The 25,905-nt window shown below is 62.9% G+C and carries 25 protein-coding genes; 11 read left to right on the top strand and 14 right to left on the bottom strand.

Annotated features, from left to right (window positions below; genetic code table 11):
* Positions 1 to 26: 26 nt before the first annotated feature.
* Positions 27 to 1,067, top strand: coding sequence for an RNA methyltransferase (locus E8E95_RS17190; RefSeq protein ID WP_280352140.1), 1,041 nt, complete (start codon positions 27 to 29; stop codon positions 1,065 to 1,067).
* Between the two features lie 55 nt (positions 1,068 to 1,122).
* A complete protein-coding gene (locus E8E95_RS17185) occupies positions 1,123 to 1,341 on the top strand; it encodes a DUF2970 domain-containing protein (protein ID WP_280352138.1) in 219 nt (72 codons plus the stop codon).
* 3 nt (positions 1,342 to 1,344) lie between these two features.
* Here E8E95_RS17185 and E8E95_RS17180 read toward each other — a convergent pair whose 3' ends face one another.
* A complete protein-coding gene (locus E8E95_RS17180) occupies positions 1,345 to 2,430 on the bottom strand; it encodes an ABC transporter substrate-binding protein (protein ID WP_280352136.1) in 1,086 nt (361 codons plus the stop codon).
* 453 nt (positions 2,431 to 2,883) lie between these two features.
* Here E8E95_RS17180 and E8E95_RS17175 point away from each other — a divergent pair, with 453 nt between their 5' ends.
* Together E8E95_RS17175 and E8E95_RS17170 are read left to right on the top strand one after the other, a co-directional pair.
* Complete coding sequence (locus E8E95_RS17175) at positions 2,884 to 4,542, top strand: nitrite/sulfite reductase (RefSeq protein ID WP_280352134.1); 1,659 nt, start codon at positions 2,884 to 2,886, stop codon at positions 4,540 to 4,542.
* On the top strand, positions 4,526 to 5,026 hold the full coding sequence (locus E8E95_RS17170; RefSeq protein WP_179062157.1) for a DUF934 domain-containing protein: 501 nt from the start codon (positions 4,526 to 4,528) through the stop codon (positions 5,024 to 5,026). The genes E8E95_RS17175 and E8E95_RS17170 overlap by 17 nt, the downstream gene beginning before the upstream one ends.
* A 107-nt stretch (positions 5,027 to 5,133) precedes the next feature.
* On the opposite strand, the gene E8E95_RS17165 is transcribed toward E8E95_RS17170, so the two are convergent.
* Positions 5,134 to 5,712, bottom strand: a complete 579-nt coding sequence (locus tag E8E95_RS17165) for a TetR/AcrR family transcriptional regulator (protein WP_280352131.1) — start codon at positions 5,710 to 5,712, stop codon at positions 5,134 to 5,136.
* Between the two features lie 109 nt (positions 5,713 to 5,821).
* Between E8E95_RS17165 and E8E95_RS17160 the strand changes: the two genes are divergently transcribed.
* Positions 5,822 to 6,676, top strand: coding sequence for an alpha/beta fold hydrolase (locus tag E8E95_RS17160; protein ID WP_280352129.1), 855 nt, complete (start codon positions 5,822 to 5,824; stop codon positions 6,674 to 6,676).
* Between the two features lie 19 nt (positions 6,677 to 6,695).
* Here E8E95_RS17160 and E8E95_RS17155 read toward each other — a convergent pair whose 3' ends face one another.
* The 6 genes from E8E95_RS17155 to sohB all read right to left on the bottom strand — a co-directional run bounded on the left by E8E95_RS17155 (position 6,696) and on the right by sohB (position 12,008).
* Complete coding sequence (locus tag E8E95_RS17155; protein ID WP_179062154.1) at positions 6,696 to 7,295, bottom strand: cytochrome c3 family protein; 600 nt, start codon at positions 7,293 to 7,295, stop codon at positions 6,696 to 6,698.
* A gap of 9 nt (positions 7,296 to 7,304) precedes the next feature.
* On the bottom strand, positions 7,305 to 7,790 hold the full coding sequence (locus E8E95_RS17150; RefSeq protein ID WP_280352127.1) for a nitrate reductase cytochrome c-type subunit: 486 nt from the start codon (positions 7,788 to 7,790) through the stop codon (positions 7,305 to 7,307).
* Positions 7,791 to 7,800: 10 nt separating this feature from the next.
* A complete protein-coding gene (gene napA / locus E8E95_RS17145; protein ID WP_280352125.1) occupies positions 7,801 to 10,305 on the bottom strand; it encodes a nitrate reductase catalytic subunit NapA in 2,505 nt (834 codons plus the stop codon).
* Entirely contained in the window at positions 10,305 to 10,598 is a 294-nt protein-coding gene (locus E8E95_RS17140; RefSeq protein WP_280352123.1) for a chaperone NapD, read from the bottom strand. The genes napA and E8E95_RS17140 overlap by 1 nt, the downstream gene beginning before the upstream one ends.
* A gap of 56 nt (positions 10,599 to 10,654) precedes the next feature.
* Positions 10,655 to 10,822 carry a periplasmic nitrate reductase, NapE protein gene (gene napE / locus E8E95_RS17135; RefSeq protein ID WP_077526004.1) on the bottom strand — a complete coding sequence of 56 codons (168 nt, stop codon included), beginning with the start codon at positions 10,820 to 10,822 and terminating at the stop codon, positions 10,655 to 10,657.
* A 151-nt stretch (positions 10,823 to 10,973) separates the two neighbouring features.
* Positions 10,974 to 12,008, bottom strand: coding sequence for a protease SohB (gene sohB / locus E8E95_RS17130; RefSeq protein WP_280352120.1), 1,035 nt, complete (start codon positions 12,006 to 12,008; stop codon positions 10,974 to 10,976).
* 210 nt (positions 12,009 to 12,218) lie between these two features.
* On the opposite strand from sohB, the gene E8E95_RS17125 reads away from it, so the two are divergent.
* The 4 genes from E8E95_RS17125 to E8E95_RS17110 all read left to right on the top strand — a co-directional run bounded on the left by E8E95_RS17125 (position 12,219) and on the right by E8E95_RS17110 (position 15,373).
* Positions 12,219 to 12,929: a histidine phosphatase family protein gene (locus tag E8E95_RS17125; protein ID WP_280352118.1), complete on the top strand. Its 711-nt coding sequence runs from the start codon at positions 12,219 to 12,221 to the stop codon at positions 12,927 to 12,929.
* A gap of 59 nt (positions 12,930 to 12,988) precedes the next feature.
* Positions 12,989 to 13,303, top strand: a complete 315-nt coding sequence (locus tag E8E95_RS17120; protein WP_077526001.1) for an SCP2 sterol-binding domain-containing protein — start codon at positions 12,989 to 12,991, stop codon at positions 13,301 to 13,303.
* A gap of 206 nt (positions 13,304 to 13,509) precedes the next feature.
* On the top strand, positions 13,510 to 14,580 hold the full coding sequence (locus E8E95_RS17115) for a phosphotransferase family protein (RefSeq protein ID WP_280352116.1): 1,071 nt from the start codon (positions 13,510 to 13,512) through the stop codon (positions 14,578 to 14,580).
* A 25-nt stretch (positions 14,581 to 14,605) separates the two neighbouring features.
* Positions 14,606 to 15,373, top strand: coding sequence for an SDR family oxidoreductase (locus tag E8E95_RS17110; protein ID WP_077525999.1), 768 nt, complete (start codon positions 14,606 to 14,608; stop codon positions 15,371 to 15,373).
* 303 nt (positions 15,374 to 15,676) lie between these two features.
* On the opposite strand, the gene E8E95_RS17105 is transcribed toward E8E95_RS17110, so the two are convergent.
* Positions 15,677 to 16,327 carry a hypothetical protein gene (locus tag E8E95_RS17105; RefSeq protein ID WP_280352113.1) on the bottom strand — a complete coding sequence of 217 codons (651 nt, stop codon included), beginning with the start codon at positions 16,325 to 16,327 and terminating at the stop codon, positions 15,677 to 15,679.
* 106 nt (positions 16,328 to 16,433) lie between these two features.
* On the opposite strand from E8E95_RS17105, the gene E8E95_RS17100 reads away from it, so the two are divergent.
* Positions 16,434 to 17,207: a TSUP family transporter gene (locus tag E8E95_RS17100; RefSeq protein WP_280352168.1), complete on the top strand. Its 774-nt coding sequence runs from the start codon at positions 16,434 to 16,436 to the stop codon at positions 17,205 to 17,207.
* Here E8E95_RS17100 and nudC read toward each other — a convergent pair.
* The 3 genes from nudC to E8E95_RS17085 are packed head-to-tail and all read right to left on the bottom strand — an operon-like array spanning position 17,181 to position 20,546.
* A complete protein-coding gene (gene nudC, locus E8E95_RS17095) occupies positions 17,181 to 18,014 on the bottom strand; it encodes an NAD(+) diphosphatase (protein WP_280352111.1) in 834 nt (277 codons plus the stop codon). The two genes, E8E95_RS17100 and nudC, sit on opposite strands and share 27 nt — an antisense overlap.
* A 1-nt stretch (position 18,015) precedes the next feature.
* Positions 18,016 to 19,695: a ferrous iron transporter B gene (locus E8E95_RS17090; protein ID WP_280352109.1), complete on the bottom strand. Its 1,680-nt coding sequence runs from the start codon at positions 19,693 to 19,695 to the stop codon at positions 18,016 to 18,018.
* 38 nt (positions 19,696 to 19,733) lie between these two features.
* Positions 19,734 to 20,546: a crotonase/enoyl-CoA hydratase family protein gene (locus tag E8E95_RS17085; RefSeq protein ID WP_280352107.1), complete on the bottom strand. Its 813-nt coding sequence runs from the start codon at positions 20,544 to 20,546 to the stop codon at positions 19,734 to 19,736.
* 219 nt (positions 20,547 to 20,765) lie between these two features.
* On the opposite strand from E8E95_RS17085, the gene nhaB reads away from it, so the two are divergent.
* On the top strand, positions 20,766 to 22,268 hold the full coding sequence (gene nhaB, locus E8E95_RS17080) for a sodium/proton antiporter NhaB (RefSeq protein ID WP_280352104.1): 1,503 nt from the start codon (positions 20,766 to 20,768) through the stop codon (positions 22,266 to 22,268).
* On the opposite strand, the gene E8E95_RS17075 is transcribed toward nhaB, so the two are convergent.
* Positions 22,252 to 23,619 (bottom strand): amino acid permease, encoded by a 1,368-nt coding sequence (locus E8E95_RS17075; RefSeq protein ID WP_280352101.1) that lies wholly within the window; start codon positions 23,617 to 23,619, stop codon positions 22,252 to 22,254. The two genes, nhaB and E8E95_RS17075, sit on opposite strands and share 17 nt — an antisense overlap.
* Positions 23,620 to 23,640: 21 nt before the next feature.
* Positions 23,641 to 25,896 (bottom strand): arginine/lysine/ornithine decarboxylase, encoded by a 2,256-nt coding sequence (locus E8E95_RS17070; protein ID WP_280352098.1) that lies wholly within the window; start codon positions 25,894 to 25,896, stop codon positions 23,641 to 23,643.
* Between the last annotated feature and the right edge of the window lie 9 nt (positions 25,897 to 25,905).

Here is a 25,905-nt window from a genome sequence, read left to right as displayed (position 1 = left end):
GGGGACAGTGGTAGGATGCGCGCCCCATGCGTATCAGCGATATCCACCAGCACCTGGCCGACCTCGGCGCCCTCCCCGTCCACCGTGGACGGGTGGTGCGTGCCTGGCTGCAAGGCAAGCCCCTGGATGCCGGCACCCGGCGCCAACACACTGAAAACTTCCTGCCCCTGAGCGTCCGTGACGGCCTGCCCGCGCTGGCCGAACAGCTGGACGCTTTGGTGCGCCTGGATTCTCAGCACCCCGGCACCGACGGTTCAGCTCGCCTACTGGTGACGCTTGGCGATGGCCAGATGGTGGAAAGCGTGCTGCTGCCCCGCGACGGTCTCTGCGTCTCCACCCAGGTGGGTTGCGCCGTGGGTTGCGTGTTCTGCATGACGGGAAAAAGCGGCTTGCTGCGCCAGGTGGGCAGCGCCGAGATCGTCGCCCAGGTCGCCCTCGCCCGCCGCTTCCGACCAGTGAAGAAGGTCGTGTTCATGGGCATGGGCGAACCGGCCCACAATCTGGAGAACGTGCTGGAAGCCATCGATCTGTTGGGCACCGACGGCGGCATCGGCCACAAGAATCTGGTGTTCTCCACCGTCGGCGACATGCGCGTCTTCGAGCGCCTGCCTCGCGAGCGGGTCAAACCGGCCCTTGCCCTGTCGTTACACACCACCCGCGCCGATCTGCGCGAGCAGCTGTTGCCCAAGGCGCCGCGCATCACGCCGGACGAACTGGTGGAGCTGGGCGAAGGCTACGCCCGCACTATTGGCTACCCCATCCAGTACCAATGGACGTTGCTCAAGGGCATCAACGACAGCCAGGGCGAAATGGACGGCATCCTGCGCCTGCTCAAGGGCAAATACGCGGTGCTGAACCTCATCCCCTACAACAGCCTGGACGCGGACGAGTACCAGCGTCCGGACGGCGACCGTATCGTGCAGATCGTGCGCTACCTGCACAGCCGCGGCGTACTTACCAAGGTCCGCAACTCCGCCGGACAGGACGTCGAGGGTGGTTGCGGTCAGCTGCGCGCCCGCGCCGTGAAGTTGGTCAACACGCGTCGCCTGCACCGCACCGCGCCGTGAAACAACCCACGGCAATTCCGGGCCAACGAGCTAAGCTCAGGCCAGGAGGTGCTCCATGGACGACAAGAACCACGATCAACCCCTGACTTTCCGTGAAATGCTGCAAAGCGTGCTGGCTGCGGCCTTTGGCGTGCAGAGCGGGAAGAATCGCGCTCGCGACTTCAGCCGCGGCAAGCCCAGCCATTTCATCATCCTGGGCGTGCTGTTCACGGCGATCTTCGCGCTGGTGCTGTATGGGCTGGTGAAGCTGATACTGCACTTCGCAGGCATATGAGCCTCAATCGATCAGCGGCTCGAGGGAGAATCGATACGCGCCGGCCCCCTTCTTGCCGACCAGGCTGAACTTGCGGAAATCGAGCTCGAAGCCTTGCCGCTCGAAATGCCGTAGCAGGCGTGTCGCCCGGTTCCGATCCAGCGACATGAACAACCGCACTTCCTGGTCCTTGCCACCGTGCCTGGCGAAATCCAGCCCGGCGTCATAGTCGTGGATCAGCACCATGGCCCAGCCACCCAGGGTGAAGTGGCCGCTGACCAGCGCGCTGATCTTTCCATCGAGATAGGTGTGCAGGACTTCCGTGGAATTGTTCAAGGCGGAGAACACCACATCCTTTCCAGGTGCATGCCCAAGTTCAGTGGCAGCCTGCATTGCGCCGAAGGCCATCTCATCGTTGGCCGACCACACCACCTTCACGTCGGGATAGCGCTGGAACAATTGCAGCGCCTGCGTGTGGGCACGTTCGCGATTCCATTCGCTGTAGACCAGTTGCCGCAGGTGGGCATTGGGGACCTCAGCCAGGGCACGCATCAGGCCTTGCTCGCGTAGCTGGGCGGCGGGTGTCTGCTTCACGCCGGAAAATGCCAGCACATCGAAAGGCTGGCCGGGTGCGCGCTGCGCCTGCAGGTCCAGCAGCGTGCGCGCCATCAGGTAGCCGGCTTCCTCATCATTCGCGACCATGCTGCCGATCCAGTCGGGATAGCGCTCCCGGGTGCCGCCGGTGAGCGTCTGCTGGTCAGGAGTCAGGTTGCTGTTCACCGAGAACAGCTTGACCCCACTGCCGCGAGCCAGGCGCAAAATTTCCGGCCCCGCGTATTGTTCGTTGACGAACAGAAGGTAATCGGGCCGATTCTCGCCCTGCAGCACTTCGCGAGCCTGATCGAGCATCCGGTTCAGGTCGCGCTCGGCGTAACGGACCTCGAGATCCATGCCCAGGTCGCGGGCAGCGGCCTGCATGAACTGCACATAGCTGACCCAGAAGGGTTCGTTGGTCCGGCCGGGATTGAGAAACACCACGGAAGCGGCGCTCAGCGACTGGCTGAACACCAGGCAGAAGCCAAGGAGAAGGGAGGAGTAGCGACCTTTCATTCGATCACCCTGAAAAAGCAGCGGCGAAGTATAACCACTTCTTGCGGGGCAATCGGACGCGACGAAGCGGGCCGACTCTCGCCGGCCCGCTTCGCGCATCATTTATTGGTGGCTGACCCAGAAAACAGCAGTGGAAACGGCGATCAGAATCAGGAAGAAGATGGCCCAGGCATCAACCTTGCTGTCGCGGCTGGCGTCCTCGGAATGTTCGGTCATGGCGTCCCCCATTTGTTGTGGTTATAGGCGGCTTGCACAACGAGTAAAGACCACCCCCTGCGGCGGCTCAAGCCGAAGGGTTATGCACCCTCCAAAAGTAATAACCTTTGGTTCTTTACATATACTCAAACATCACTTTTGCGCATAACCCCGAACTGGTATCTTCCTCCGGCTCCGCGGGGAGTGCGCGGCCGTGCGCGCAGAAAAGCTGTAAGCAGCCTGATAACAGGACATTTCATGTACGTATACGACGAGTACGATCAACGGATCGTCGAGGACCGCGTCAAGCAGTTCCGCGATCAGACCCGCCGCTATCTGGAAGGCGCGCTTTCGGGGGAAGAATTCCGCCCGCTGCGCCTGCAGAACGGCCTGTACATCCAGCGTTTCGCGCCGATGCTGCGCGTTGCCGTGCCTTATGGCCTGCTCTCTTCGGTCCAGGTGCGTAAGCTGGCGCAGATCGCTCGCGACTACGACAAGGGCTACGCCCACATCAGCACGCGCCAGAACGTCCAGTACAACTGGCCGGAGCTGGAAGATGTGCCGGAAATTCTCGCCGAGCTGGCCACCGTGCAAATGCACGCTATCCAGACCAGCGGCAACTGCATCCGCAATACCACCACCGACCAGTTCGCCGGCGTCGCCCGTGACGAACTCGTCGACCCGCGCCCCTGGTGCGAGATCATCCGCCAGTGGTCGACGTTCCACCCGGAATTCTCCCACCTGCCGCGCAAGTTCAAGATCGCCGTCAATGGTGCCGTCAGCGACCGCGCCGCTATCGAAGTTCATGACATCGGCCTGGAAGCGGTACAGAACGCTGCTGGCGAGCTGGGCTTCCGTGTATCCGTCGGCGGCGGCCTGGGCCGTACCCCGATCGTGGGCAGCTTCATCAACGAGTTCCTGCCCTGGCAGCACCTGATCAGCTACCTCGACGCCATCCTGCGGGTGTACAACCGCTATGGCCGCCGCGACAACAAGTACAAGGCGCGCATCAAGATCCTGGTCAAGGCACTCACCCCGGAAGTCTTCGCCGAGCGCGTGAATGCCGAGTGGGCCAACCTGAAAGACGGTCCCACCACCCTGACCGAAGCCGAAGTGGTTCGCGTTGCCAAGCACTTCGTCGATCCGACCTACAAGGCACTGGAAGACCAGGACGCCGCCCTCGCCGCCCTGGATGCCGAGCACCCCGGCTTCGCCCGCTGGCGCACCCGTAACGTCGTGGCCCACAAGAAGCCCGGCTACGTGGCTGTGACCCTGTCGCTCAAGCCCACCGGCGTAGCCCCGGGCGACGTCACCGACAAACAGCTGGACGCCATCGCCGACCTGGCCGATCGCTACAGCTTCGGTGAAGTGCGCAACAGCCATAACCAGAACATCATCCTCGCGGATGTCGAGCAGTCCCAGCTCTTCACCCTGTGGGGCGAACTGCGCGAGCTCGGCTTCGCCACCCCGAACGTGGGCCTGCTGACCGACATCATCTGCTGCCCGGGCGGTGACTTCTGCTCCCTGGCCAACGCCAAGTCGATCCCGGTGGCCGAAGCCATCCAGCGTCGCTTCGACGACCTGGACTACCTGTTCGACATCGGCAACCTGGACCTGAACATCTCCGGTTGCATGAACGCCTGCGGCCACCACCATGTCGGCCACATCGGCATTCTCGGCGTGGACAAGAAAGGCCAGGAGTTCTATCAGGTTTCCCTCGGCGGCAGCGCCGGCCGTGATGCCAGCCTGGCACAGATCCTCGGCCCATCCTTCGCCCAGGACGAAATGGCCGATGTGATCGAGAAGATCATCAAGGTCTACGTGGAACAGCGCACCGAGGACGAGCAATTCCTCGACACCTTCCGCCGTATCGGTATCGATCCGTTCAAGGAGCGCGTTTATGCAGCGAATCATTAAGAACGGCCAGGTGATCGACGAAACCTGGCACCTGCTGGCCAAGGACTCGACCCTGGACGGCATTCCCAACTGCGACGACATCATCATCCCGCTGGCACTCTGGCGCGATCACGCCCACGCCCTGAAAGCCCGTGACGGCGGCCTTGGTGTCTGGCTGGACAGCGACGAGGAAATCGAGGAAATCGCCGGTGATCTGGAGCACTTCCAGGTCATCGCCCTGAATTTCCCGGCCTTCACCGACGGCCGCCACTCCTCCACCGCCTACCTGCTGCGCCAGCGTTATGACTACAAAGGTGAAGTGCGCGCCATCGGCGATGTACTGCGGGATCAGCTCTGGGCCCTCAAGCGTTGCGGTTTCGACGCCTTCGCCCTGCGTGCGGACAAGGATCCAGAGGACGCCCTCAAGGCCTTCGAAGAGTTCTCCGAGGTCTATCAGGCGTCCAGCGACCAGCCCCTGCCGCTGTTCCGCCGTCGCACGGCCTGAGTGATGCACCCACAAAAAGCCCCGCAATTGCGGGGCTTTTTGTTGGGCAGTGGGAGCGAATTCATTCGCGAATAAATTCGCTCCCACAAATACATCACCCCCATGAACTACGCACGAACCGCATCCCACGCCACCTGCATGAACAGCTCGCGGCAATCAGCCAGGCTCGTGCGGGTGCGCCCGGCCAGCCAGTTGCGGGTGAAGTCCTGGACCGGGCCGATGACGACTGAAACGAAGCAGTCGCGGGGCATCTCACGGTAGGCACCTGATTCGCGGTATGGCCGCAGGACCTCTTCGATACGCCCGTGGTGCAGGCGATTGGTTTCGCGGAGCTGCTCGCCCAGCTCGCTCGCCTCCACCCTCCCCCGGCTATGCAGGATGAAACGCGCCCAGTCCGGGTTCGCCAGCACCCAATCGACATAGCAACCCACCAGCAGCTTGATGCACCCCTCGGCACTGTCCACCTTGGCGAAACCTGCTTCCAGCAGTCGCGCATAGCCGCTGACCCCTTCGAGGTAGAGCGCGGCGATGATCCGCTCCTTGTTGCCGAAGTGGTGATAGAGACTGCCGATGCTGGCGCCTGAGCGATTGCGAATCATCTCGATGGTGGTGGCATCCACCCCCTGTTCGCCGAAGCAGGCCAGGGCGGCCTGGAGAATGTCGTCTTTGCGGGAGGGACGGCCCATGAATGTCCTCTGATGAAACTAGAATATTTTTCTAGAATACTTTTCTAGCTTTCGTATACTGCCCGGGTTCACGCTTTTCCAAAAGCCTCTCCACGTCAGGATGGACGCCATGATCAGCTCGACAGAAACCCGAATCGACAACGGCAACGGCCACTTCATCAGCGCCAACTGGTTCCGCCCCAAGGGCGAAGTCCAGGCCGCGGTGCTGATAGTACCTGCCATGGGTGTACCGCAACGCTATTACGCTCCTTTCGCCACCTGGCTGGCAGAACGTGGCTACCTGGTCGCCACGTTCGACTACGTCGGGATGGGCCAGTCGCGCAATGGCCATCTGCGTGACCTGAACGTGGACATCCTCGACTGGGCCCGCCATGACTGCAGCACCATGCTCTCGCTGGTGGTCAATGCCGCAGGCGGCAAGCCGCTGTACTGGATCGGCCACAGCCTGGGAGGACAGATCCTGCCCTTTGTGGAAGGGGCGGAGCGCATCAGCAAAGTGCTGACCATTGCCACGGGCAGCGGCTACTGGCGGGAAAATACTGCTGAACTGCGCCGCCGCGTCTGGCTCCTGTGGTTCCTGGTCGCACCATTGGTCACCCCCCTGGCCGGCTACTTCCCCGGCAAGCGTCTGGGCATGGTGGGTGACCTGCCCAAGGGCGTGATCAATCAGTGGCGTCGCTGGTGCCTCGATCCGGAATATGCCGTGGGTGCCGAAGGCGCGGAGGTGCGGGACGCCTACTCCGCAGTGCGCACGCCCATCACCTCCATCTCCTTCACCGACGACGAGATGATGTCTGGACGCAACACGGAGTCGCTGCACAGTTTCTATCGCCAGGCCGAGAAGCGCTTCAAGCGCATTGCCCCGGCGGATGTGGGGGAGAAGAACATCGGTCACTTCGGATTCTTCAAACCGCAGTACGAACAATCCCTGTGGCACGACGTGCTGCTACCCGAGCTGGCCTGATTTCCAGCGATCGCGGCCGCTACTGCCACCCTTTAACGCCCGTCATGTCGGGCAGGTGGTGCGCGATCCCTTTGTGACAGTCGATGCAGGTGGCTTCGCCGGAAGCCAGCGCGGTGGAGTGCATCTGCCGCGCACGCTGCCCCTGGCGGGTGAAGTCCATGTAGTCGAAGTTGTGGCAGTTGCGACATTCCAGCGAATCGTTGGCCTTGAGTCTCGCCCATTCGTGCTCGGCGAGTTCACGTCTCAAGGCCAGGAACTTGTCGCGGGTATCGATGGTGCCGAAGACCTTGCCCCAGACCTCCTTCGAGGCCTGCATCTTGCGCGCGATCTTGTCAGTCCACTTGTGCGGCACATGACAGTCCGGACACGTCGCGCGCACACCGGAGCGATTGGTGTAGTGGATGGTGTCCTTGAGTTCCGCAAAGACGTTGTCCCGCATCTCGTGGCAAGAGATGCAGAACTTCTCTGTATTGGTCGCCTCCAGCGCCGTGTTGAAGCCGCCCCAGAAGATGATCCCGGCGATGAATCCGGACAGGGTCAGAAAGCCCAGGCTGTAGTGCACGCTGGGTCGGCGCAGGATGCTCCAGTACCCGAGGAACCAGGCGAAAAGTGCTTTCATGGCGGCTCCTCAGGGCTTCTTGCCGGTGCTTTCTGTCTTCTGGAGCAACTGGTCGATGTTCTCGTAGGTGTTGCCGACCAGGGGCTGCACGTCCTTCTGCACCACGTGGCACTGGGTGCAGAAGTAGCGCCTGGGTGCCACTGCGGCCAGCGCCTGGCCGTCCCGGTCCATGTAATGGGTGATGCTGATCATCGGCGCCTGCGTCCTGGCGCTTGCAGCCCGGCTATGGCAGGTCAGGCACTTGTTGCTGTTGATGTCGATCAGATAGCCCCGGATGCTGTGGGGAATGGTTGGCGGCTGTTCGGGATAGTTGCGTTCACGTCGCAGGTCCTTGTTCTCGTCATTGGCCAACGGTGGCGCTGGCTGCGACTCGGCCAGGCTTCCGCCGGGGCGGCGGCCGTCGGGAGCCGGAGCATCCAGCGGGTAACCAGGGTCAGCGGCCGACACCGTCAGGCTGCACAGCAGGGCGAGGAGCGCGGGTGTGATCCGTTTCATGTCTGCGTCCTCACGCCAGGCTGACCAGTTCTATGCGGACCGCGCACTTCTTGAAATCGGTCTGCTTGGAGATGGGGTCAGTGGCATCCAGGGTGACCTTGTTGATCAGCTTGTTGGCATCGAAGAACGGTACGAACACCAGCCCCTGCGGTGGCTTGTTGCGCCCACGCGTTTCCACCCGCGCGCGGATCTCGCCGCGTCGGCTGATGACCTTCACTTCACTGCCACGGCGCAGCTTCAGCTCGCGCGCGTCGTCGGGATGCATGTAGACCAACGCATCGGGAACCGCCTTGTAGAGCTCGGGAACGCGCGCCGTCATGGTGCCGGTGTGCCAGTGTTCCAGCACCCGCCCGGTGCTTAGCCAGAAGGGAAATTCCTGGTCCGGCATCTCGGCTGGCGGCTCGTAAGGCAGCGCGAAAATGATCGCCTTCTTGTCCGGGTAGCCGTAGAACTGCACGCCGCTGCCTTTGGTGACATAGGGATCGTGCCCCTCCCGGTAGCGCCAACGGGTTTCCTTGCCATCCACCACCGGCCAGCGCAGTCCGCGCGTCTCGTGGTATGCGTCGAAGGGAGCCAGGTCGTGCCCGTGGCCTCGACCGAAACTGGCGTACTCCTCGAACAGGCCCTTCTGGAGGTAGAAACCGAACGCCTTGGCTTCGTCATTGGCGTAGCCCTGGGCGACCTCCTCTGAGCCATAGGCATCGACCTGGCCATTCTTGAAGAGCACCTCGAAAAGCGTCTTGCCCTTGAGTCCGGGCGCCGTGGCCAGCAACTCTTCTGGCCAGACCTCATCGGTGGTGAAGCGCTTGGAGAATTCGACCAGTTGCCAGAGATCGGACCTGGCCTGCCCCGGCGCACTGACCAGTTGATGCCAGAACTGCGTACGGCGTTCAGCATTGCCGTAGGCACCCTCTTTCTCCACCCACATGGCGCTGGGCAGGATCAGATCCGCGGCCTGGGCCGACGTGGTCGGATAGACGTCGGAAACGATCACGAAGTTGTCCGGGTTGCGCCAGCCCGGCAGGGTTTCCTGCATCAGGTTCGGGCCCGCCTGGATGTTGTTGCTGACCTGCTGCCAGTAGACGTTGAGCACACCATCCTTGAGCATCCGACTCTGCTCGACCGCGTGGAAACCTGGCTTTTCCTGGATCGTGCCGGCTGGAACCTTCCAGATTTTTTCGGCGGTTTCCCGATGCTTCGGATTGGCCACCAACAGGTCGGCGGGAAGGCGATGGGAGAAGGTGCCGACTTCACGGGCAGTGCCACAGGCGGACGGCTGGCCAGTGAGGGAGAACGGGCTGTTACCCGCTTCACTGATTTTCCCGGTGAGCAGGTGAATGTTGTAGATCAGGTTGTTTGCCCAGACCCCACGCGTGTGCTGGTTGAAACCCATGGTCCAGAACGACACCACCTTGCGTTTCGGATCGGCATACATCTCGGCCAGGGCTTTCAGGTGCGTAGTGGAAACCCCGGACTCCTTGGCCGCACGTTCGAGGGTGTAGGGTTTGACGTAGGCGGCGAACTCATCGAAACCGATGTCCGACCAGGTGTTGGCCTTGGCCGCGTTCTTCGCCTTTTGTTCCAGCGGGTCGGTGGGCCGTAGGCCGTAGCCGATGTCTTCGGCGCCGTGAGCGAACCTGACGTGCTTGTCGATGAAGTCCTGATTGACCGCGCCGCTCTGGATGATGTGGTTGGCGATGTAGTTGAGGATGAACAGGTCGCTCTGCGGCTTGAACACCATCGGGATGTCGGCGAGATCGAAGCTGCGGTGCTGGAAGGTGGACAGCACCGCGACCTTGACCTGGGGCGCACTGAGCCGGCGATCGGTGACCCGCGACCAGAGCACCGGATGCATCTCGGCCATGTTCGAACCCCAGAGCACGAAGGTGTCCGTGGCCTCGATATCGTCATAGCAACCCATTGGCTCATCCATGCCAAATGTGCGCATGAAGCCCATCACGGCGGAGGCCATGCAATGGCGGGCGTTGGGGTCGATGTTGTTGGAGCGGAATCCGGCCTTGAACAACTTGTTCGCGGCATACCCTTCCCAGATCGTCCACTGGCCGGAGCCGAACATGCCGATGGAGCTTGGCCCCTTGGCCTTGAGGGAGGCCTTGAACTTCTCCGCCATGATGTCAAATGCCTGGTCCCAGCTGATGGGCTGGAACTCGCCCTGCTTGTCGAACTTGCCATCCTTCATGCGCAGCAGCGGTTCGGTCAGGCGGTCGCTGCCGTACATGATCTTCGACAGGAAGTAGCCCTTCACACAGTTGATGCCTCGGTTCACTTCGGCCTTGATATCGCCGTGGGTCGCGACGACCTTGCCGTCGCGGGTGGCAACCATTACCCCGCAGCCGGTGCCGCAGAATCGGCAGGGTGCCTTGTTCCATTCGAGTCGGGTCATGTCCGATTCGGTGATGAGGTTGCTGGCGGTGCTGAAGATCGGCAGGCCGACAGCCGCAGCCGCGATGGCAGCAGCATTGGCCTTGGCGAATTCACGGCGAGTGAGTTTCATCAGGCATCTCCGGTGTGATTGCCGTCCACGGTCAGTTCGGTGAGCTCCGGATCGTCGAGGATTTCGTGATAGACCAGCGCGGCGTTGAGCACGCCCGGCAGGTTCTGAATGCTGTCGAGGGTCGCAAGAATCCTGCTTTCATCCGCTGCTTCGAGCACGACCACCAGTTTCCCTTCGGGGCTTTCCTGGTGGAGCTCAAGGCCCGGTATCCGGCGCAGGTTGTCCTTCACCGCGGCAAGCAGGTGGGGATGGAGATGTACGATCAGACTGGCGATGTGCAGAGGTTCCGGCATCGTCCTTGGCCTCATGGGAGTCGATCTGGCGACGGGCGAGGAGCGCGGCGGGCGCGTTACGCAGGCGGACCAGGCGGCCCGGCGATCATCTGGTACATCCAGACGATGAAGCCGTAGCCGCCGACGATCATCACGGAAAGGATGGGAAACAGGCAGGCAACCAGGAACAGGAAAAGCCGGGTTTCCTTGCGCTTGCTCGTGTCACTCCCGCTATCGGCAGTCATGGCAGCAGATCTCCATCGGAAACAGGAGTTAGCCTAGATCATGCAGAGGGAAGTGCAGCGAAGAAACGTGCGACGGAAGCGCGGCGACTCGACATGAAGGAGTCGAGACGCCGCACCGGAGACGATCAGAATGCCTGGGCAGCGATCAGGTTCACTGCCAGAAGCGCTGCTGGCTGAGACGCTCCCACCAGCTCAGCAGCACGCGATCGACCGCCACGCTGGCGGCAAGTCCTACGCGCTCCTGCAAGCTCTTGCGAGCGGCAAAGTGCAGATGGAACAGCTCCGCTTCCTTGGCGCGCGCAGCGAGGTACTCGTCGCTGGTACTCAGCTCATCCACCAGTTGCTTGTCCCGCGCCGCCATGCCCAGCCAGACCTCACCGGTAGCGATCTCGGCCATATGCAGCTGCGGGCGATAGCGCCCGACGAAGCCCTTGAACAGCTCATGGGTGGTTTCCAGGTCTTCCTGGAACTTCTGCCGGCCCTTCTCGGTGTTCTCGCCAAACACGGTCAGCGTGCGCTTGTACTCGCCGGCGGTGAGCACCTCGAAGTCGATATCGTGCTTCTTCAGCAGGCGGTGCACGTTGGGCAACTGCGCCACGACACCAATGGAACCGATGATGGAGAACGGCGCCGCGAGGATCTTATTGCCGATGCACGCCATCATGTAACCGCCACTGGCCGCGATCTTGTCCACGCAGACAGTGAGCGGTACGCCGGCATCGCGAATGCGCGCGAGCTGCGAAGAAGCCAGGCCGTAGCTGTGCACCATGCCGCCGCCGCTTTCCAGTCGCACCACGACTTCGTCCTTGCTCGTTGCCATGGACAGCAATGCCGTCACTTCATGACGAAGGTGGTCAGTCGCCGAAGCCTTGATGTCGCCATCGAAATCCAGCACGAAGACCCGGGGCTTCGCTTCGGCTGTCTTCTTCAGCTTCTTCGCGATTTTCGCCGCCTTGGTTTCGGCCTTGCGCGCGGCTTTCACATGCGCCTTGTCCAGCACCGAGTGCTCCAGGCGCTCGCGCAGGTCCTTGTAGAAGTCATTGAGCTTGCGCACATCCAGATGGCCACTGGCTACGCGACGGTTGCGGCCACGCAATGCCGCGATGACCACCAGCACGACGAGGATGGCCACCAGCACGGTCACGGTCCGGGCCAGAAAGCCTGCGTACTCGGCAAAGAACTCCACTTGAATCCCCCTTGTTATCCCACCTGGCGCCGGGCTTTTCAGCGGCGCCAAAAGCAGCAAGCATAACGGCGCCACCCCTGGCCCGCCAGCCAACGGAAACGTCTCCATAAACAGTGGGAATGCATTCAAACAAGCGTATGTTTTTTCGTTGACAGCCCCCGGGCTTCCTCATACCCTCGCGGAACTTTCAACCTCACGGGACGCCAGTACGTGGGCAGTATCTACCTGATAAGACATGGCCAGGCCTCTTTCGGCGCCGATGACTACGATGTCCTCTCGCCCACCGGCATCCGCCAGGCCGAGGTACTCGGCGCCCACCTTGCCCAGCTGGGCCTGCGCCTGGATCGCTGCTACAGCGGCGATCTCCGCCGCCAGCAGCATACCGCCCAGGCCGCACTCGCCCAGTTCGACGCTGCCGGCCTCGGCGCGCCTGCGGTACAGATCGATCCGGCCTTCAACGAGTTCGATGCCGACGCGGTGATTCGCTCCCTGCTCCCGGACCTTCTTCCAGAAGAACCCGAAGCCTTGCACATACTGCGCAACGGCGCGCAGAACCGGGCCGAGTTCCAGCGCCTGTTCTCCAAACTGGTACTGCGCTGGGTTTCCGGCGAATACGAAAAACCGGGACTGCAGAGCTGGGCCTCCTTCGTCGAGCAGGTCCGTGGCGGCCTTGAACGCATTCTCGCCGACGCGGACAGCAAGCAGAACATTGCCGTGTTCACCTCGGGCGGCACCATCACCGCCCTGCTCCACCTGGTCGCGGGCATCCCGGCCGACAGCGCCTTCGGCCTCAACTGGCAGATCGTCAACACTTCGCTCAGCCGCCTCAAGTTCCGAGGCAGCGAAGTGACCCTGGCTTCCTTCAACAGTCATGTGCATCTGGAACTGTTGAAGGCGCCGGAGCTCATCACCTATCGCTGAGTCCGGCCCACCGCGGCCGGAAAGGCCGCTGGATAAAACCCTAGAAAAAGGAAAACACCATGACCAACGTTGCTGACATCGTCAAAACCATGCAGTCCAAGTTCAACGCCGGTGCCGCCGCTGGCCTGGACCTGGTATTCCAGTTCAACATCGAAGATGGCGACAACCACTACCTGGTGGTCAAAGACGGCACCTGCGACGTACAGCAAGGTGATGCCCCGAACCCGAACGTCACCCTGATCATGGACAGCGCCACCCTGGTTGGCATCATGACCGGCGAAACCGACGGCATGCAGGCCTTCATGGCCGGCAAGCTGCGCGCCGAAGGCGACATGATGCTGGCGATGAAGCTCGGCGAACTGTTCCCGGTCTAAGCTCAACGCTCGGATCACGAACAAGAAACCGGAGTCCCAGGGCTCCGGTTTTTTTTCGCCCGATGCATTCGGTACGGGCGAATCAGGCAGCCTGATTGTGCTGCAACACCTTTGTCTATAACGGCTCGTTCGGCTTGTGACGCCGCCCAGGCGGCATTAGATTAGCGAATAGTCTCGGGCCCCCATCATAAGTAGAAGGGATAAGCATGGCGCTTACTGATCAGTCCACCCGTATCCGCGAAGGCGAAGAGCTCGACGCAGCCGTTATCGATCCATACCTGAAGGCCAACATTCCAGGTCTGACCGGAACCCCGCGCATCAGCCAGTTCCCGGGCGGCGCATCCAACCTGACCTACCTGCTGGAATACCCGGACCAGGAATTCGTGCTGCGTCGTCCGCCGTTCGGCCACAAGGCGAAATCCGCCCATGACATGGGCCGCGAATTCCGCATCCTCAACCAGCTCAATGCCGGTTTTCCCTACTGCCCGAAGGCCTACGTGCACTGCACCGACGAGTCGGTGATCGGCGCCGAGTTCTACGTGATGGAACGGGTGAAGGGCGTGATCCTGCGTGCCGACCTGCCGGCCGACATGAAGCTCGAAGAAAGCCAGGCGCGCGAACTATGCCGGAGCTTCATCGACAAGCTGGTCGAACTGCACAACGTCGATTACAACGCCTGCGGCCTGGGTGACCTGGGCAAGCCGGAAGGTTACGTTCAGCGCCAGATCACCGGCTGGAGCGACCGCTACGAGAAGGCCCGGACTCCGGACGCCCCGACCTGGGAGCCGGTGAAGGCCTGGCTCAAGGACAAGATGCCTGCCGACCACCACAAACCGGCCATCGTCCATAACGACTACCGCTTCGACAACGTCATCCTCGATCCGGCCAACCCGATGCAGATCATCGGCGTGCTGGACTGGGAGCTGACCACCATCGGCGACCCGCTGATGGACCTGGGCAATACCCTCGCTTACTGGATCGAAGCCAAGGACCCGGCCCCCGTGCAGCTGATGCGCCGCCAGCCGAGCCACCTGCCGGGCATGCTGACCCGCCAGGAGTTCGCCGACTACTACGCCGAGCGCGCCGGCCTGCCGCCCATCACCAACCTGGACTTCTACTACACCTACGGCCTGTTCCGCCTGGCTGGCATCGTGCAGCAGATCTACTACCGCTACTTCCATGGCCAGACCCAGGACAAACGCTTCGCCCAGTTCATCCACATGAACAAGCTGCTGGAGCAGATGAGCCTGCAGGTCATCAACCAATCACGGCTGTAAACCGGCTTACAACAAGGGGAACCCCATGTCCAAGACCAACCTGTTCGACCTCGACGGCAAGATCGCCTTCGTTTCCGGCGCCAGCCGCGGTATCGGTGAAGCCATTGCCAAACTGCTGGCCCAGCAAGGCGCCCACGTAATCGTGTCCAGCCGCAAGATCGAGGGCTGCCAGGCCGTCGCCGACGCCATCATCGCCGAAGGCGGCCAGGCCACCGCCATCGCTTGCCACATCGGTGAGATGGAGCAGATCCAGAGCGTCTTCGCCGAGATCCGCGAGAAGTTCGGCCGTCTCGACATCCTGGTCAACAATGCCGCCACCAACCCGCAGTTCTGCAACGTGCTGGACACCGACCTGTCGGCCTTCCAGAAGACCGTGGACGTCAACATCCGTGGCTACTACTTCATGTCCATCGAAGGCGGCAAGCTGATGAAGCAGAACGGTGGTGGCAGCATCATCAACGTCGCGTCCATCAACGGCGTCTCGCCGGGCGAGTTCCAGGGCATCTACTCCGTGACCAAGGCCGCTGTGATCAGCATGACCAAGGTCTTCGCCAAGGAATGCGCCCAGTTCGGCATCCGCTGCAACGCTTTGCTGCCGGGCCTGACCGATACCAAGTTCGCCTCGGCCCTGGTGAAGAACGACGCAATCCTCAACGTCGCCCTGCAGCGCATCCCGCTGAAGCGCGTGGCCGACCCGAGCGAGATGGCCGGCACTGTGCTCTACCTCGCCAGCGATGCCTCCAGCTACACCACCGGCGTTGCGCTGAACGTCGACGGCGGCTTCCTCTCCTGAGGATCACGCTGACGAAAAAGGGAGCCCAAGGGCTCCCTTTTTCATGTGTGTAATTCCGTGGGATCGAACATGCGAATGACTGCGCTCCCGCTGGCCCCGACACCCAAGGACGAACTTCAGCCGTAGGGTGGACCACGCTCCACCGGTCCACCATCCGAGGTCCGGCATAGCGCCGCTGGTGGATGAAAAAAGCGCTACCTACCCTACCGGACTGCGCCTGGCCGAACATGTAGGAGCGAGCTTGCTCGCGAAAAGGTCTACCCGGGCTGTTCGCGAGCAAGCTCGCTCCTACAAATGCGGCAATCAACGCCAGTCTTTCAACGCTTCCTTGGCCACCGGATTCAGTGGCTGGGCCAGCAGGCCAGTGGGTGACAGGCTCACGGAATACACCGCACCGTCAGCCATCGGCAGGTAGGTCACCCGTTGCGCTTCCGGCACGAACAGGAAGAAGTCGCGCTGGGCCAGGCGCAGCCAGCGCCAGAGATCGACGCCATATGGGCTGCTCGCCAACTGGGCACGCGGATGCTGGGCCAGGGCTTGCTGCTCGATGGCCAGGAAGCGGCCCGACAATCGCTCCAGGCGATAGCCCGGCTGCAGCCCCAGCAGATTGCCAAGCCCCTTCCACTTGAACATGCGGGCATCCAGTTGCCATAGGTCGCCGTCCAGCAGCAACTCGCGCTCGGTTGCGCCCTCCAGCAAGGTGACCTGATAGCTCTGCGGGCCCATGGCTTTGAAGTTCAGGGTCACCAGCGGCTTGTCCTCGGGAAGCGTGTTGTAGCTCCACAGGTCCCGCGCCACCAGCGCGACCAGCAGCGCCAGCGCCAGGAAAGCGAGGCCGCAGGTGCCGCGAAGCCAGCCGAGAAACCAGCTACGGTCGAGCAGGATGCGTCCGGCTACAACCGCGACCAACACTGCCAGCAGGGCGGTTGCCCAGGCCAGGCCGTCATACTGCATGGAGCCCATTCCTTATGCGTGAAAATGCCGGCATTATGCGCAACTCCCAAAGCCGCAGCCACAAGCCACGCGGCAGTTGTAGACACGGACCTCGTTTTCCATGCCAATCCCCTTCGAGCTGGCGGTCGATCCCGCCACCCTGGCGATTCTCGCCGCCGTTGCCTTTCTTGCCGGATTCATCGATGCCATCGCCGGCGGTGGCGGCCTCCTGACCATCCCTGCCCTGCTCACTGCCGGCCTGCCGCCCCACCTGGTGCTCGGCACCAACAAACTCTGCGCCACCTTCGGCTCCGCCACCGCCAGCTACACCTTCTACCGGCGCAAGCTGTTCGACCCGTCGAAGTGGCGTAATGCACTGATCGCCACAGCCATTGGCGCGGCACTGGGCGCCGTGATCGTCCACTGGCTTCCCGCCGCATGGCTCAACCAGATGCTGCCAGTGGTGGTCTTTGGATGTGGCCTGTACCTGCTGTTCGGCAAGACCCCGGATGCCGAGCATAGCCAGGACGCATTGATTCCCCGTGGCCGCCAATGGCCGCAAGGGCTCGGCCTCGGCTTCTACGACGGTGTGGCCGGTCCCGGCACCGGCGCCTTCTGGACCGTCAGCAGCCTGCTGCTCTATCCACTGGATCTGGTACGTGCCAGCGGTGTCGCCCGCAGCATGAACTTCGTCAGCAATGCCATGGCTCTGGTGGTATTCATCGCCGCCGGCCAGGTGGTCTGGGCCCTGGGCATCAGCATGGGGGTGGCGCTGATGGTCGGCGCCTTCCTCGGCGCGCGCACCGCCATCAAGGGCGGTGCCAAATTCATCCGCCCGGTATTCATTCTGGTGGTGTTGGCGCTGACCGCGCGCCTAGTGTGGCAGCACTGGATCGGCTAAGCCGAGGCGGCGCGCCACGTATAGGTCGATGAGGTAACGCGCGATGGAGCGCTGCGCCGGCAATGGTGGTAGCGCATCCACGGGGAACCAGCGGGCATCTTCGATCTCGCCGGGTTGCGGCACGATTTCACCGCTGCGGTATTCGGCGTGGAAGCCGAGCATCAGCGAATGTGGGAAAGGCCAGTTCTGGCTGGCGATGTATTGGATGTTGCCGATCTCGACGCCCACCTCTTCCCGCACTTCGCGAGCCACGCACTCTTCCACGGACTCGCCGGGCTCGACGAATCCCGCCAGCGTGCTGTAGACGCCACTGACGAAGCGCGGCGAACGCGCCAGTAACAACTCATCGCCCCGACTGACCAGCACGATCATGCTCGGCGACAGCCGCGGGTAGTGGTGGACTTCGCAGCTCGGGCAACGCATCGCACGCTCACCCGCGACCTGCTCCATGCGTTGGCCGCAGCTGCCGCAATAGCGGTTCTGGTCCGCCCAGGTGCCGATCTGGCTGGCGTAACCGAGCATGCGGAAGGTATCCGGGTCGCCCTGCAGCATCACCTGACGCAGGCCCTGCCAGAAGCAGCCCGCCACGTCGGTCGGGTGAGCCAGCTCCAGCAGGTAGATGGGGTCACCGTCGAAGTGACCGATGCCGTGTTCGGCCAGCACCGGCAATTCCTGGCGCTTCAGCCACTCACGGGGAAAGAGCACGCCATTGCTGTCGGTGAGGAACTGTTGCCGGCAATGCGCCACCGCCCAACCACCGGACGCGGAAGCATCCAGCAATCCCGACTGCCAACGTTCGCCCGCCATATCAGGCCGCCACCGGCAAGCCGAGGGCGCGCACGCTATTGGCGGCCAAGTCGAGTACATCGGTCTGGAAGCCGCGACGCATGCCGGCGCCGCCCTCGAGGTAGTACTCGAGGCTGGTCAGTGCATCGGCCAGGGTCTCCAGCATCTGCTCCGAAGGCATCAGGGAGGTTTCCAGCATCTGCTGCTGGATGTACTCAGCGCAGGCCGCGACCAGGGCGGCGGCGCGCTCCTGACCGAGGAACCACAGCCCGCCGCGCACGGCCTGCAGGCTTACCGGTACGTTGGCCAGGTGCAGTTTGTCGCCGTTGGATTCCAGGTACGCCGTGATCGCGCGCTTGGCCAGAGCGAGTCCGCCCTGGGCTTCATCCAGCACCACGATGCGCGCTTCAGCCAGTTGATGATTGGCGAAGGACTCCGCCTCGTGTCCCGGCTCGACGGCCTGACGGATACCACGGCGCTCGCCGCTGTCGAGACCGGCCACCATGCTTTCCACATAGAGCACCGCGTCGGCGAGCTTGAGCAGTTCAGCGGATTCGACCGGCTGGTCCGCGCCCCAGGCCGCCACCATCGGCAACTGCACCTGCAAGGCATTGCCGGGGGAGTTCAGACCGACCATGACCAGCGTCTTGGCCAGCTTGCCAAGCAAGAGGTGCAGGTTCCCGAAGGATTCGCCCGGCGCAGTGCTGCGTTCGATCAGGTCGATCATGTCCTTGACGCTGTTCAGCTCCTCGAAGATCGCCGAGGACAGCGAACGCATCACCGCCTGGCCGGGGCCGGACAGGCGCTGGTATTCCTGCTCAAGCAACTGGTCGGTGAAGGGCAGCGCGGTCATGCCGAAGACTTCGCGCAGCTCCTGGGAACGGGGAGCCTGGCTGTCAGCCAGCGCAACCAGGTAAAGGAGTTCCTTCTGCAGGTTGCGCGGCGCCTCGTAGGCGGCATTGGCCAACAGCGACTTGAGCTCACGGTCCACACGCGAGAACAGCTGTTTGCGCGACTTGCGCGCCAGCAATTGGCCGGCCAGCTGCGACTCGATTGCCGCCGCGCCGATCCAGCAGAGTCGGCCACGCGACTGATCGCCGTACAGGCGCTCGAGGCCACCGAGGGCGCGTTCCATCGTGCGCAGGGCGTTTGGCACGTTGTGCCCGCGCAGGAAGCCGAGCAATCCCTGCTGGTACGCCTGACGGAAACGCCGGGCCAGGGCATCGGGATCGGTGCCTTCCGGTAAGCGGGCTTGCACCGCGATGCGCCGCGCCTGATCCAGGCGGACGCTGAAGAAGTAACTCTCCGGCAGCGGCGGCTGCCCACCGGCCTGTCGCAGGTCGTTGATGGCGGGTAGCAACAGCTCCGGCATTTCCTGGCGATGCAGGTCGAGATTTTCCAGATAGCGACGCAGGACGTGCAGCGCATTGCTCAGCGCTGCCAACTGGACGTCACGCTCCTCGCCCGCTCCCGTGGGAATGTCGGTGGCCTGGTCCAGCAGCTCCTGGGCCAGCAGTTCGGCGCCAGTCAGCTCGATCAGGTTGAGCGTTCCACGTACCTGATGCATGGCCTCCACGGCCTGCTGCAGGAGGCTGCCGTTCTGACGCTCGGCAATGAAGTGTTCAAGACTCTGTTCCGCCTGCTCCATGGTGGCGAACAGTTCGTCGCGCACCAGCCCCAGCGAAGTGACTCCAGTGACCATGCCTTAATGCGCCTCCCGCGCGAGTGTGCGGAATCGCATCAGTCAGCGAACTCTGGCTTCTGCTTGCTCATGTGGGCTGCCATGGCGACGCGAAGATCGGCCGATTGCAGCATGGCCGCGTTCCAGGTGGCGACGTACTCGAGTCCGTCGTCGACCCGGTGGTCGCGCATATAGCGGATCATTTCCTTGGTGCCGCGCACAGCGATCGGGGATTTGGCGGCGATCTGATGGGCGATGCCGAACACGCCATCGAGCAGGGCATTCTGGTCTGCGTAGGTGCGGTTGACCAGCCCGAGGCGCAGCGCTTCTTCACCGTCGATGGTGCGGCCGGTGTAGGCCAGTTCGCGCATCATGCCGTCGCCGATGATGCGCGGCAGGCGCTGCAGGGTACCGACGTCAGCCGCCATGCCGATGTCGATTTCCTTGATGGAGAACTGCGCATCGGCGGTCGAATAGCGCATGTCACAAGCCGAAATGAGGTCGATGGCGCCGCCCAGGCAATAGCCCTGAATGGCCGCGATCACCGGTTTGCTGCAGTTGTCGACCGCGTTGAACGAGGCTTGCAGTTCGAGAATCTTGCGGCGCAAGGTACGCGCGTTGCGACCGGCATCCGGGCCCAACTGAGCGCCGACCGAGGCCAGCATCATCAGGTCGATGCCGGAGGAGAAATGCTTGCCCGCGCCGGAAAGCACCACAACCCGAACTTCATCGTTGTCCTCGATCTCACGGAAGATATCGACGATCTCTTTCCAGAAATCGGCATTCATCGCGTTGATCTTTTCCGGACGGTTGATCTGCACATGGGCGATCTTGTCTGCCAACTCTACGCGGAAGGCTTTGTAATCAGGCACGGGTCAGTCCTCGGCGTGCGCCACAGAAAAAGTGTCATTCAGGAAGCCCGGCAACTATAACAAGCACGAAGTAAAAGTCGATGCTGACCACTGTGACGCAGGCCACGCCATGCAATTGCCACCGCACATGGAAAAGCCGGCTTAAATGCTTGATCTACAGAGGCCGGGCTGCCATTTTCCCGCGCCCAATCATGCCCCATACGTTCAAGGACCACCTCGATGCCCGCCTCACCCGCTGCCGCACTCGGCCGCAACTTCCTCGGCAACTCCCCGCACTGGTACAAACTGACAATCCTGGGGTTCCTGGTGCTGAACCCCGTGGTGCTCTGGCTGCTCGGTCCGGTGGTGTGCTCGTGGTTGCTGGTGGGCGAGTTCATCTTCGCCCTGGGCATGGCGCTCAAGTGCTATCCCCTGCTGCCGGGCGGACTTCTGGTGCTGGAGGCGATACTGCTCGGCCTGGCGACACCCGATGCGATTTACCAGGAGCTCCAGCACAACTTCCCGGTGATCCTGCTGCTGATGTTCATGGTGGCGGGCATCTATTTCATGAAGGACCTGCTGCTCCTGCTGTTCTCCCGCCTGCTGCTCGGCGTGCGCAGCAAGACCCTGCTGGCCCTGATGTTCTGCCTGCTGGCGGCCTTCCTCTCGGCCTTTCTCGACGCGCTGACGGTAACTGCGGTGATCATCAGCGTTGCGCTCGGCTTCTATGGCGTCTACCACCGCGTGGCCTCCGGCAGCGGCGCCGGCGATGAACACAGCCTCGACTCCGACCACGAAGTCGCCAGTTCCAGCCGCGAGGACCTGGAAACCTTCCGCGCTTTCCTCCGCACCCTGCTGATGCACGCCGCTGTGGGCACCGCGCTGGGTGGCGTCTGCACCCTGGTGGGCGAACCGCAGAACCTGCTAATCGGCCACGAAGCCGGATGGCACTTCAAGGACTTCTTCCTGCGCGTGGCGCCAGTGTCGATGCCGGTCCTGGCAGCAGGGCTGTTGACCTGCGTGTTGTTGGAGAAACTGCGCTGGTTCGGCTACGGCGCCCAGTTGCCGGACAGCGTACGGAAAGTGCTGGCCGATCACGCCCTTGAAGAGAGCGCGCGGCGCACCCAGAACCAGCGCCTGGCGCTGATCGTCCAGGGCACGGCGGCGCTGATCCTGATCCTCTGCCTTGCGCTGCATGTGGCAGAAGTGGGTTTGATTGGCCTGCTGGTGATCGTGCTGATCACCAGCTTCAGCGGCATCACCGACGAGCACCAGATCGGCCGCGCATTCCAGGACGCCCTGCCCTTTACCGCCCTGCTGGTGGCCTTCTTCGCGGTGGTGGCGGTCATCCAGCAGCAACACCTGTTCACCCCGATCATCCACGCGGTACTGGAGCTGCCGGTGGATCAGCAGCCGGGCATGCTGTTCATCGCCAATGGGCTGCTCTCGGCCATCAGCGACAACGTCTTCGTCGCCACGATCTACATCACCGAAGTGAAGAACGCGCTGGAAGCTGGGAACATGACCCGCGAGCATTTCGACACCCTGGCGGTGGCCATCAACACCGGCACCAACCTGCCCAGTGTCGCCACGCCGAACGGGCAGGCGGCCTTCCTCTTCCTGCTCACTTCATCCGTTGCGCCGCTGGTGCGTTTGTCCTACGGCCGCATGGTGTGGATGGCCCTGCCCTACACCATCGTGATGGGAACACTTGGCTGGTGGGCCGTCAGCCATTGGCTCTGACGGCCCCCGCGTCGGCCTGAACCCGATTGCGCCACTGGCGCCAGGTGTAGAGGGGGATGCCGGCCATCAGCACGAGGAAGCCCCAGAAAATCGCCTGTTCGCCGGTGCCGTAAAGCGCCCAGATGGAGTAGACGAAGCCCAGCACGCCGATGGCCACGAGCCGGCTACGCTCGCGCTCGGAGAAATCACCGGGCTTGACCGCCAGTTGCTGCAGCAGCGCGGCGGTGCAGAAGGCGTATGGCACGACGCCGGTCATGGTGCCGAGCAGGATGATGACGTTGAACACGTCCACCAGGTCGCCCCGCCCATCAACCAGCACCAACGCCGTGACCAGCACGCCGGATACGAGCAGGCCATGGGCTGGCACGCCGTATTTGTTGGTCTGCGCCAGAGACTCGGGCAGCAGGCCATCGCGCGCGGTGGCCATGGGAATCTGCCCTTGCAGCAGCACCCAGCCGTTCAGCGCGCCAAGGCAAGCGATCACCGCGCCCGCCGCCACCAGGTGATAGCCCCACTCCCCCACCAGCACCCGCGCGGCATCGGCGAAAGGTGCCGTGGAACGCATCAGCACTTCCGGCGGCAGCACGCCCTGTACGGCGGTGATGGAGAGGATGTAGACCCCGGCCGCCACCAGGGTGCCGAATACCGTGGCACGGGGAATGGTGCGTTTGGGGTTGTCGACATCGTCCGCCGGCACGGTCGCCGACTCCAGTCCGATGAATGACCAGAGCGTCAATGCCGCCGTGGTGGCGATGGCATTGGCGTATCCGCCAGCGCCCGGCGGCAGCTCGCTGACCTCGGGAATTCGCAGGTATTCGGGATGGAACGAAAACCAGCCGAGTATCCCCACCAGCAACAGCGGGATGAGCTTGAGCGCGGTGAGGATGTTCTGCGCCAGACCGAACGCACCGATACCACGCAGATTGATCAGTGTGCAGAGCCAGATCGCGCCGATGGCAGTGCTCACCGTCAGCACCGGATCGCGCAGCGCCGGGATGAACACCTGCAGATAACCCACCAGGGTCACGGCGATGGCCGCGTTGCCGATCCAGGCCGCCTTCCAGTACGTCCAGGCGCAGAGGTAACCGGCAAAGCTGCCGAAGCCATCGCGGGTGTAGGCGTAAGGCCCGCCGGCCGAGGGGTTGAGCCTGGCCAGGCGGGCGAAGGTCAGTGCCAGGATCACCGCTCCGGTACTGGAGATCAGCCAGCCGAACAGGCTGAGGCCACCGTAGGCGGCCAGGCTCGAGGGCAGCAGGAACACGCCTGAGCCGATCATGTTGCCCACCACCAATGCGGTGCAGGTCCAGAACCCCATTCTTCCGCGAGGCTTCGCCCCTTCCCCAGTCGCCATCGCGTTCCCCCGCAAGCCGATTTATTCCTTTATGCAGTCCACTGTATAGCAGCGACCTGTAGGACTTTCCTGACAGTTGAGCCCATGGACGTCGATATCGAAGCCCGGGAAGCTGACGTCGAAGGTCCGGGCGAACTCCAGGTAGTCGATGATCGCGCGGGTTTCCGCGGTGAAGCGCTCACCCGGCATGATCAACGGAATGCCCGGCGGATAGGGCACCAGCATCACGGCGGCGATGCGCCCTTGCAGCTTGTCCAGGGGCACCGGCTCCACTTCGCCGCGCACCAGCTTGTCGTAGGCATCAGCCGGCTTCATCGCCAGTTCAGGCAGCTTGGTGTACATGCGCCGCAGCGCCTTCGGTGTGGCGCTGTTGCGATAGCAGGCGTGCAGCGCGTCGCAGAGATCGCGCAGGCCCATGCCGGTATAGCGCGCCCCATGGCCAGTGGCGATCGAGGGCAACGCGTCGGCCAGCGGCTGATTGGCGTCGTAGCCGCGCTTGAACTCCAGCAGCTCGGTGAGCAACGTACTCCACTTGCCCTTGGTGATGCCCATGGAGAACAGCACCAGGAATGAATAGAGGCCGGTCTTCTCCACCACCAGCCCCCTTTCCCAGAGGAACTTACTGACCACCGCCGCGGGAATGCCCTGCTCCCCCAGTTTGCCGTCCGCAGTCAGGCCCGGGGTCACCAGAGTGACCTTGATCGGATCGAGCAGCACATAGTCGTCTGCCACGTCGCCAAAGCCGTGCCAGTCCGCATCCGGGCGCAGCAACCAGTCCGTGGTGCTGACGACGTCGGTCCCTTCCACCAGGGGCGGCTCCCAGATATCGAACCACCAGTCGTCCGCCGCCAGGGTCTGCCACACATTGGCCAGGGCACGGCGGAAACGCAGTGCTTCGTCGAAGGTTTCCTGGATCAGCGAATGTCCGGCAGGTCCTTCCATCATCGCCGAGGCCACATCGAGCGAGGCGATGATGCCGTACTGGGGCGAGGTGGAGATGTGCATCATGAAGGCTTCGTTGAAGCGGTGCCGGTCGAGCCGGCGGGCGCCGCCATCCTGCACGTGGATCATCGACGCCTGGCTGAAGGCAGCCAGCAACTTGTGGGTGGAGTGAGTGGTGAACACCAGCGGCGAGCGTTCCTCGCGGCTGGTGCACATGCCGTAGCGGCCGGCGTAGAACTCGTGGAACGCGGCATAGGCGTACCAGGCCTCGTCGAAGTGCAGGACTTCCACCGAATCGCCGAGCGCCTGCTTGATCATCTCCGCGTTGTAGCAGAGTCCGTCGTAAGTGGAGTTGGTCACCACCGCGAGCTTGACCTTCGGCTCGCGCCCCTTGGCGAGCGGGCTGGCGTCGATCTTGGCCTTGATCGACTCCCGACTGAATTCGCGGAGCGGGATCGGCCCGATGATGCCCAGTTCGTTGCGCTCCGGCGTCAGATACAGCGGGATGGCGCCGGTCATGATGATGGAGTGGACGATCGACTTGTGGCAGTTGCGATCCACCAGCACCAGGTCGTCGCGGCCAACCATGGAATGCCAGACGATCTTGTTCGCCGTCGAGGTGCCGTTGATCACGAAGAAGGTGTGGTCGGCACCGAAGTTCTGCGCAGCCCTGGCCTCGGCTTCGGCCAGGGGACCGGTGTGGTCCAGCAGCGAGCCCAGTTCGGGTACCGATACCGAGAGGTCCGAGCGCAGCGTGTTCTCACCGAAGAACTGGTGGAATGCCTGCCCCACCGGGCTCTTGCGGTAAGCCACGCCACCGCCGTGGCCTGGCGTGTGCCAGGAATAGTTGGATTGCGCGGTGTGCTCCACCAGCGCCCGGAAGAATGGCGGCAGCAGCCCTTCCAGGTAGTTGCGCGCGGCCCGGGCTACCTGACGGGCGAGGAAAGGCACGGTGTCTTCGTAGAGATACAGCAGGCCGCGCAACTGATTGAGGTCGGCCATCGCCTCGGCGGGTGCGTTCTCGATGGTCACCTGTTCGCCCAGGGCAAAGATCGGCAACTGCGGTGCACGAACCCGGGCAACTCGGATCAGTTCCACCATGTCCTGAAGCAGGCGCTGGTTTTCCCCGGCCCCTTCAGCGGCGACCAGGATGCAGGCGAGCCCGTGGTGGGTAGAGGCGACGATGCGGCCTTCGGCGGAACTTGCGGTAGAGAGGATGGTGAAGCCTTCCTGCTCCAGCTCGCGGGCAATGGCACGGACCCGGTCGCCGGCAACGGTATCGGCCTTGATGTCACGATGGACGATGAGGACGGGGAACTTGAGCTCTTTATACATTGTGGCTCC

The organism is Pseudomonas sp. BN414 (genome assembly GCF_029871275.1).
Taxonomy (GTDB): Bacteria; Pseudomonadota; Gammaproteobacteria; order Pseudomonadales; family Pseudomonadaceae; genus Metapseudomonas; species Metapseudomonas resinovorans_C.
Note: the sequence above shows the minus strand (reverse complement) of the source record. Positions and strands in the feature narration are given on the sequence as shown.

Bases quoted from the DNA above. Each gene is read 5' to 3' on its own strand.
- E8E95_RS17190 (WP_280352140.1), top strand. From the start codon at position 27: ATGCGTATCAGCGATATCCACCAGCACCTGGCCGACCTCGGCGCCCTC.
- E8E95_RS17185 (WP_280352138.1), top strand. From the start codon at position 1,123: ATGGACGACAAGAACCACGATCAACCCCTGACTTTCCGTGAAATGCTG.
- E8E95_RS17180 (WP_280352136.1), bottom strand. From the start codon at position 2,430: ATGAAAGGTCGCTACTCCTCCCTTCTCCTTGGCTTCTGCCTGGTGTTC.
- E8E95_RS17175 (WP_280352134.1), top strand. From the start codon at position 2,884: ATGTACGTATACGACGAGTACGATCAACGGATCGTCGAGGACCGCGTC.
- E8E95_RS17170 (WP_179062157.1), top strand. From the start codon at position 4,526: ATGCAGCGAATCATTAAGAACGGCCAGGTGATCGACGAAACCTGGCAC.
- E8E95_RS17165 (WP_280352131.1), bottom strand. From the start codon at position 5,712: ATGGGCCGTCCCTCCCGCAAAGACGACATTCTCCAGGCCGCCCTGGCC.
- E8E95_RS17160 (WP_280352129.1), top strand. From the start codon at position 5,822: ATGATCAGCTCGACAGAAACCCGAATCGACAACGGCAACGGCCACTTC.
- E8E95_RS17155 (WP_179062154.1), bottom strand. From the start codon at position 7,295: ATGAAAGCACTTTTCGCCTGGTTCCTCGGGTACTGGAGCATCCTGCGC.
- E8E95_RS17150 (WP_280352127.1), bottom strand. From the start codon at position 7,790: ATGAAACGGATCACACCCGCGCTCCTCGCCCTGCTGTGCAGCCTGACG.
- napA (WP_280352125.1), bottom strand. From the start codon at position 10,305: ATGAAACTCACTCGCCGTGAATTCGCCAAGGCCAATGCTGCTGCCATC.
- E8E95_RS17140 (WP_280352123.1), bottom strand. From the start codon at position 10,598: ATGCCGGAACCTCTGCACATCGCCAGTCTGATCGTACATCTCCATCCC.
- napE (WP_077526004.1), bottom strand. From the start codon at position 10,822: ATGACTGCCGATAGCGGGAGTGACACGAGCAAGCGCAAGGAAACCCGG.
- E8E95_RS17120 (WP_077526001.1), top strand. From the start codon at position 12,989: ATGACCAACGTTGCTGACATCGTCAAAACCATGCAGTCCAAGTTCAAC.
- E8E95_RS17115 (WP_280352116.1), top strand. From the start codon at position 13,510: ATGGCGCTTACTGATCAGTCCACCCGTATCCGCGAAGGCGAAGAGCTC.
- E8E95_RS17110 (WP_077525999.1), top strand. From the start codon at position 14,606: ATGTCCAAGACCAACCTGTTCGACCTCGACGGCAAGATCGCCTTCGTT.
- E8E95_RS17105 (WP_280352113.1), bottom strand. From the start codon at position 16,327: ATGCAGTATGACGGCCTGGCCTGGGCAACCGCCCTGCTGGCAGTGTTG.
- nudC (WP_280352111.1), bottom strand. From the start codon at position 18,014: ATGGCGGGCGAACGTTGGCAGTCGGGATTGCTGGATGCTTCCGCGTCC.
- E8E95_RS17090 (WP_280352109.1), bottom strand. From the start codon at position 19,695: ATGGTCACTGGAGTCACTTCGCTGGGGCTGGTGCGCGACGAACTGTTC.
- nhaB (WP_280352104.1), top strand. From the start codon at position 20,766: ATGCCCGCCTCACCCGCTGCCGCACTCGGCCGCAACTTCCTCGGCAAC.
- E8E95_RS17075 (WP_280352101.1), bottom strand. From the start codon at position 23,619: ATGGCGACTGGGGAAGGGGCGAAGCCTCGCGGAAGAATGGGGTTCTGG.
- E8E95_RS17070 (WP_280352098.1), bottom strand. From the start codon at position 25,896: ATGTATAAAGAGCTCAAGTTCCCCGTCCTCATCGTCCATCGTGACATC.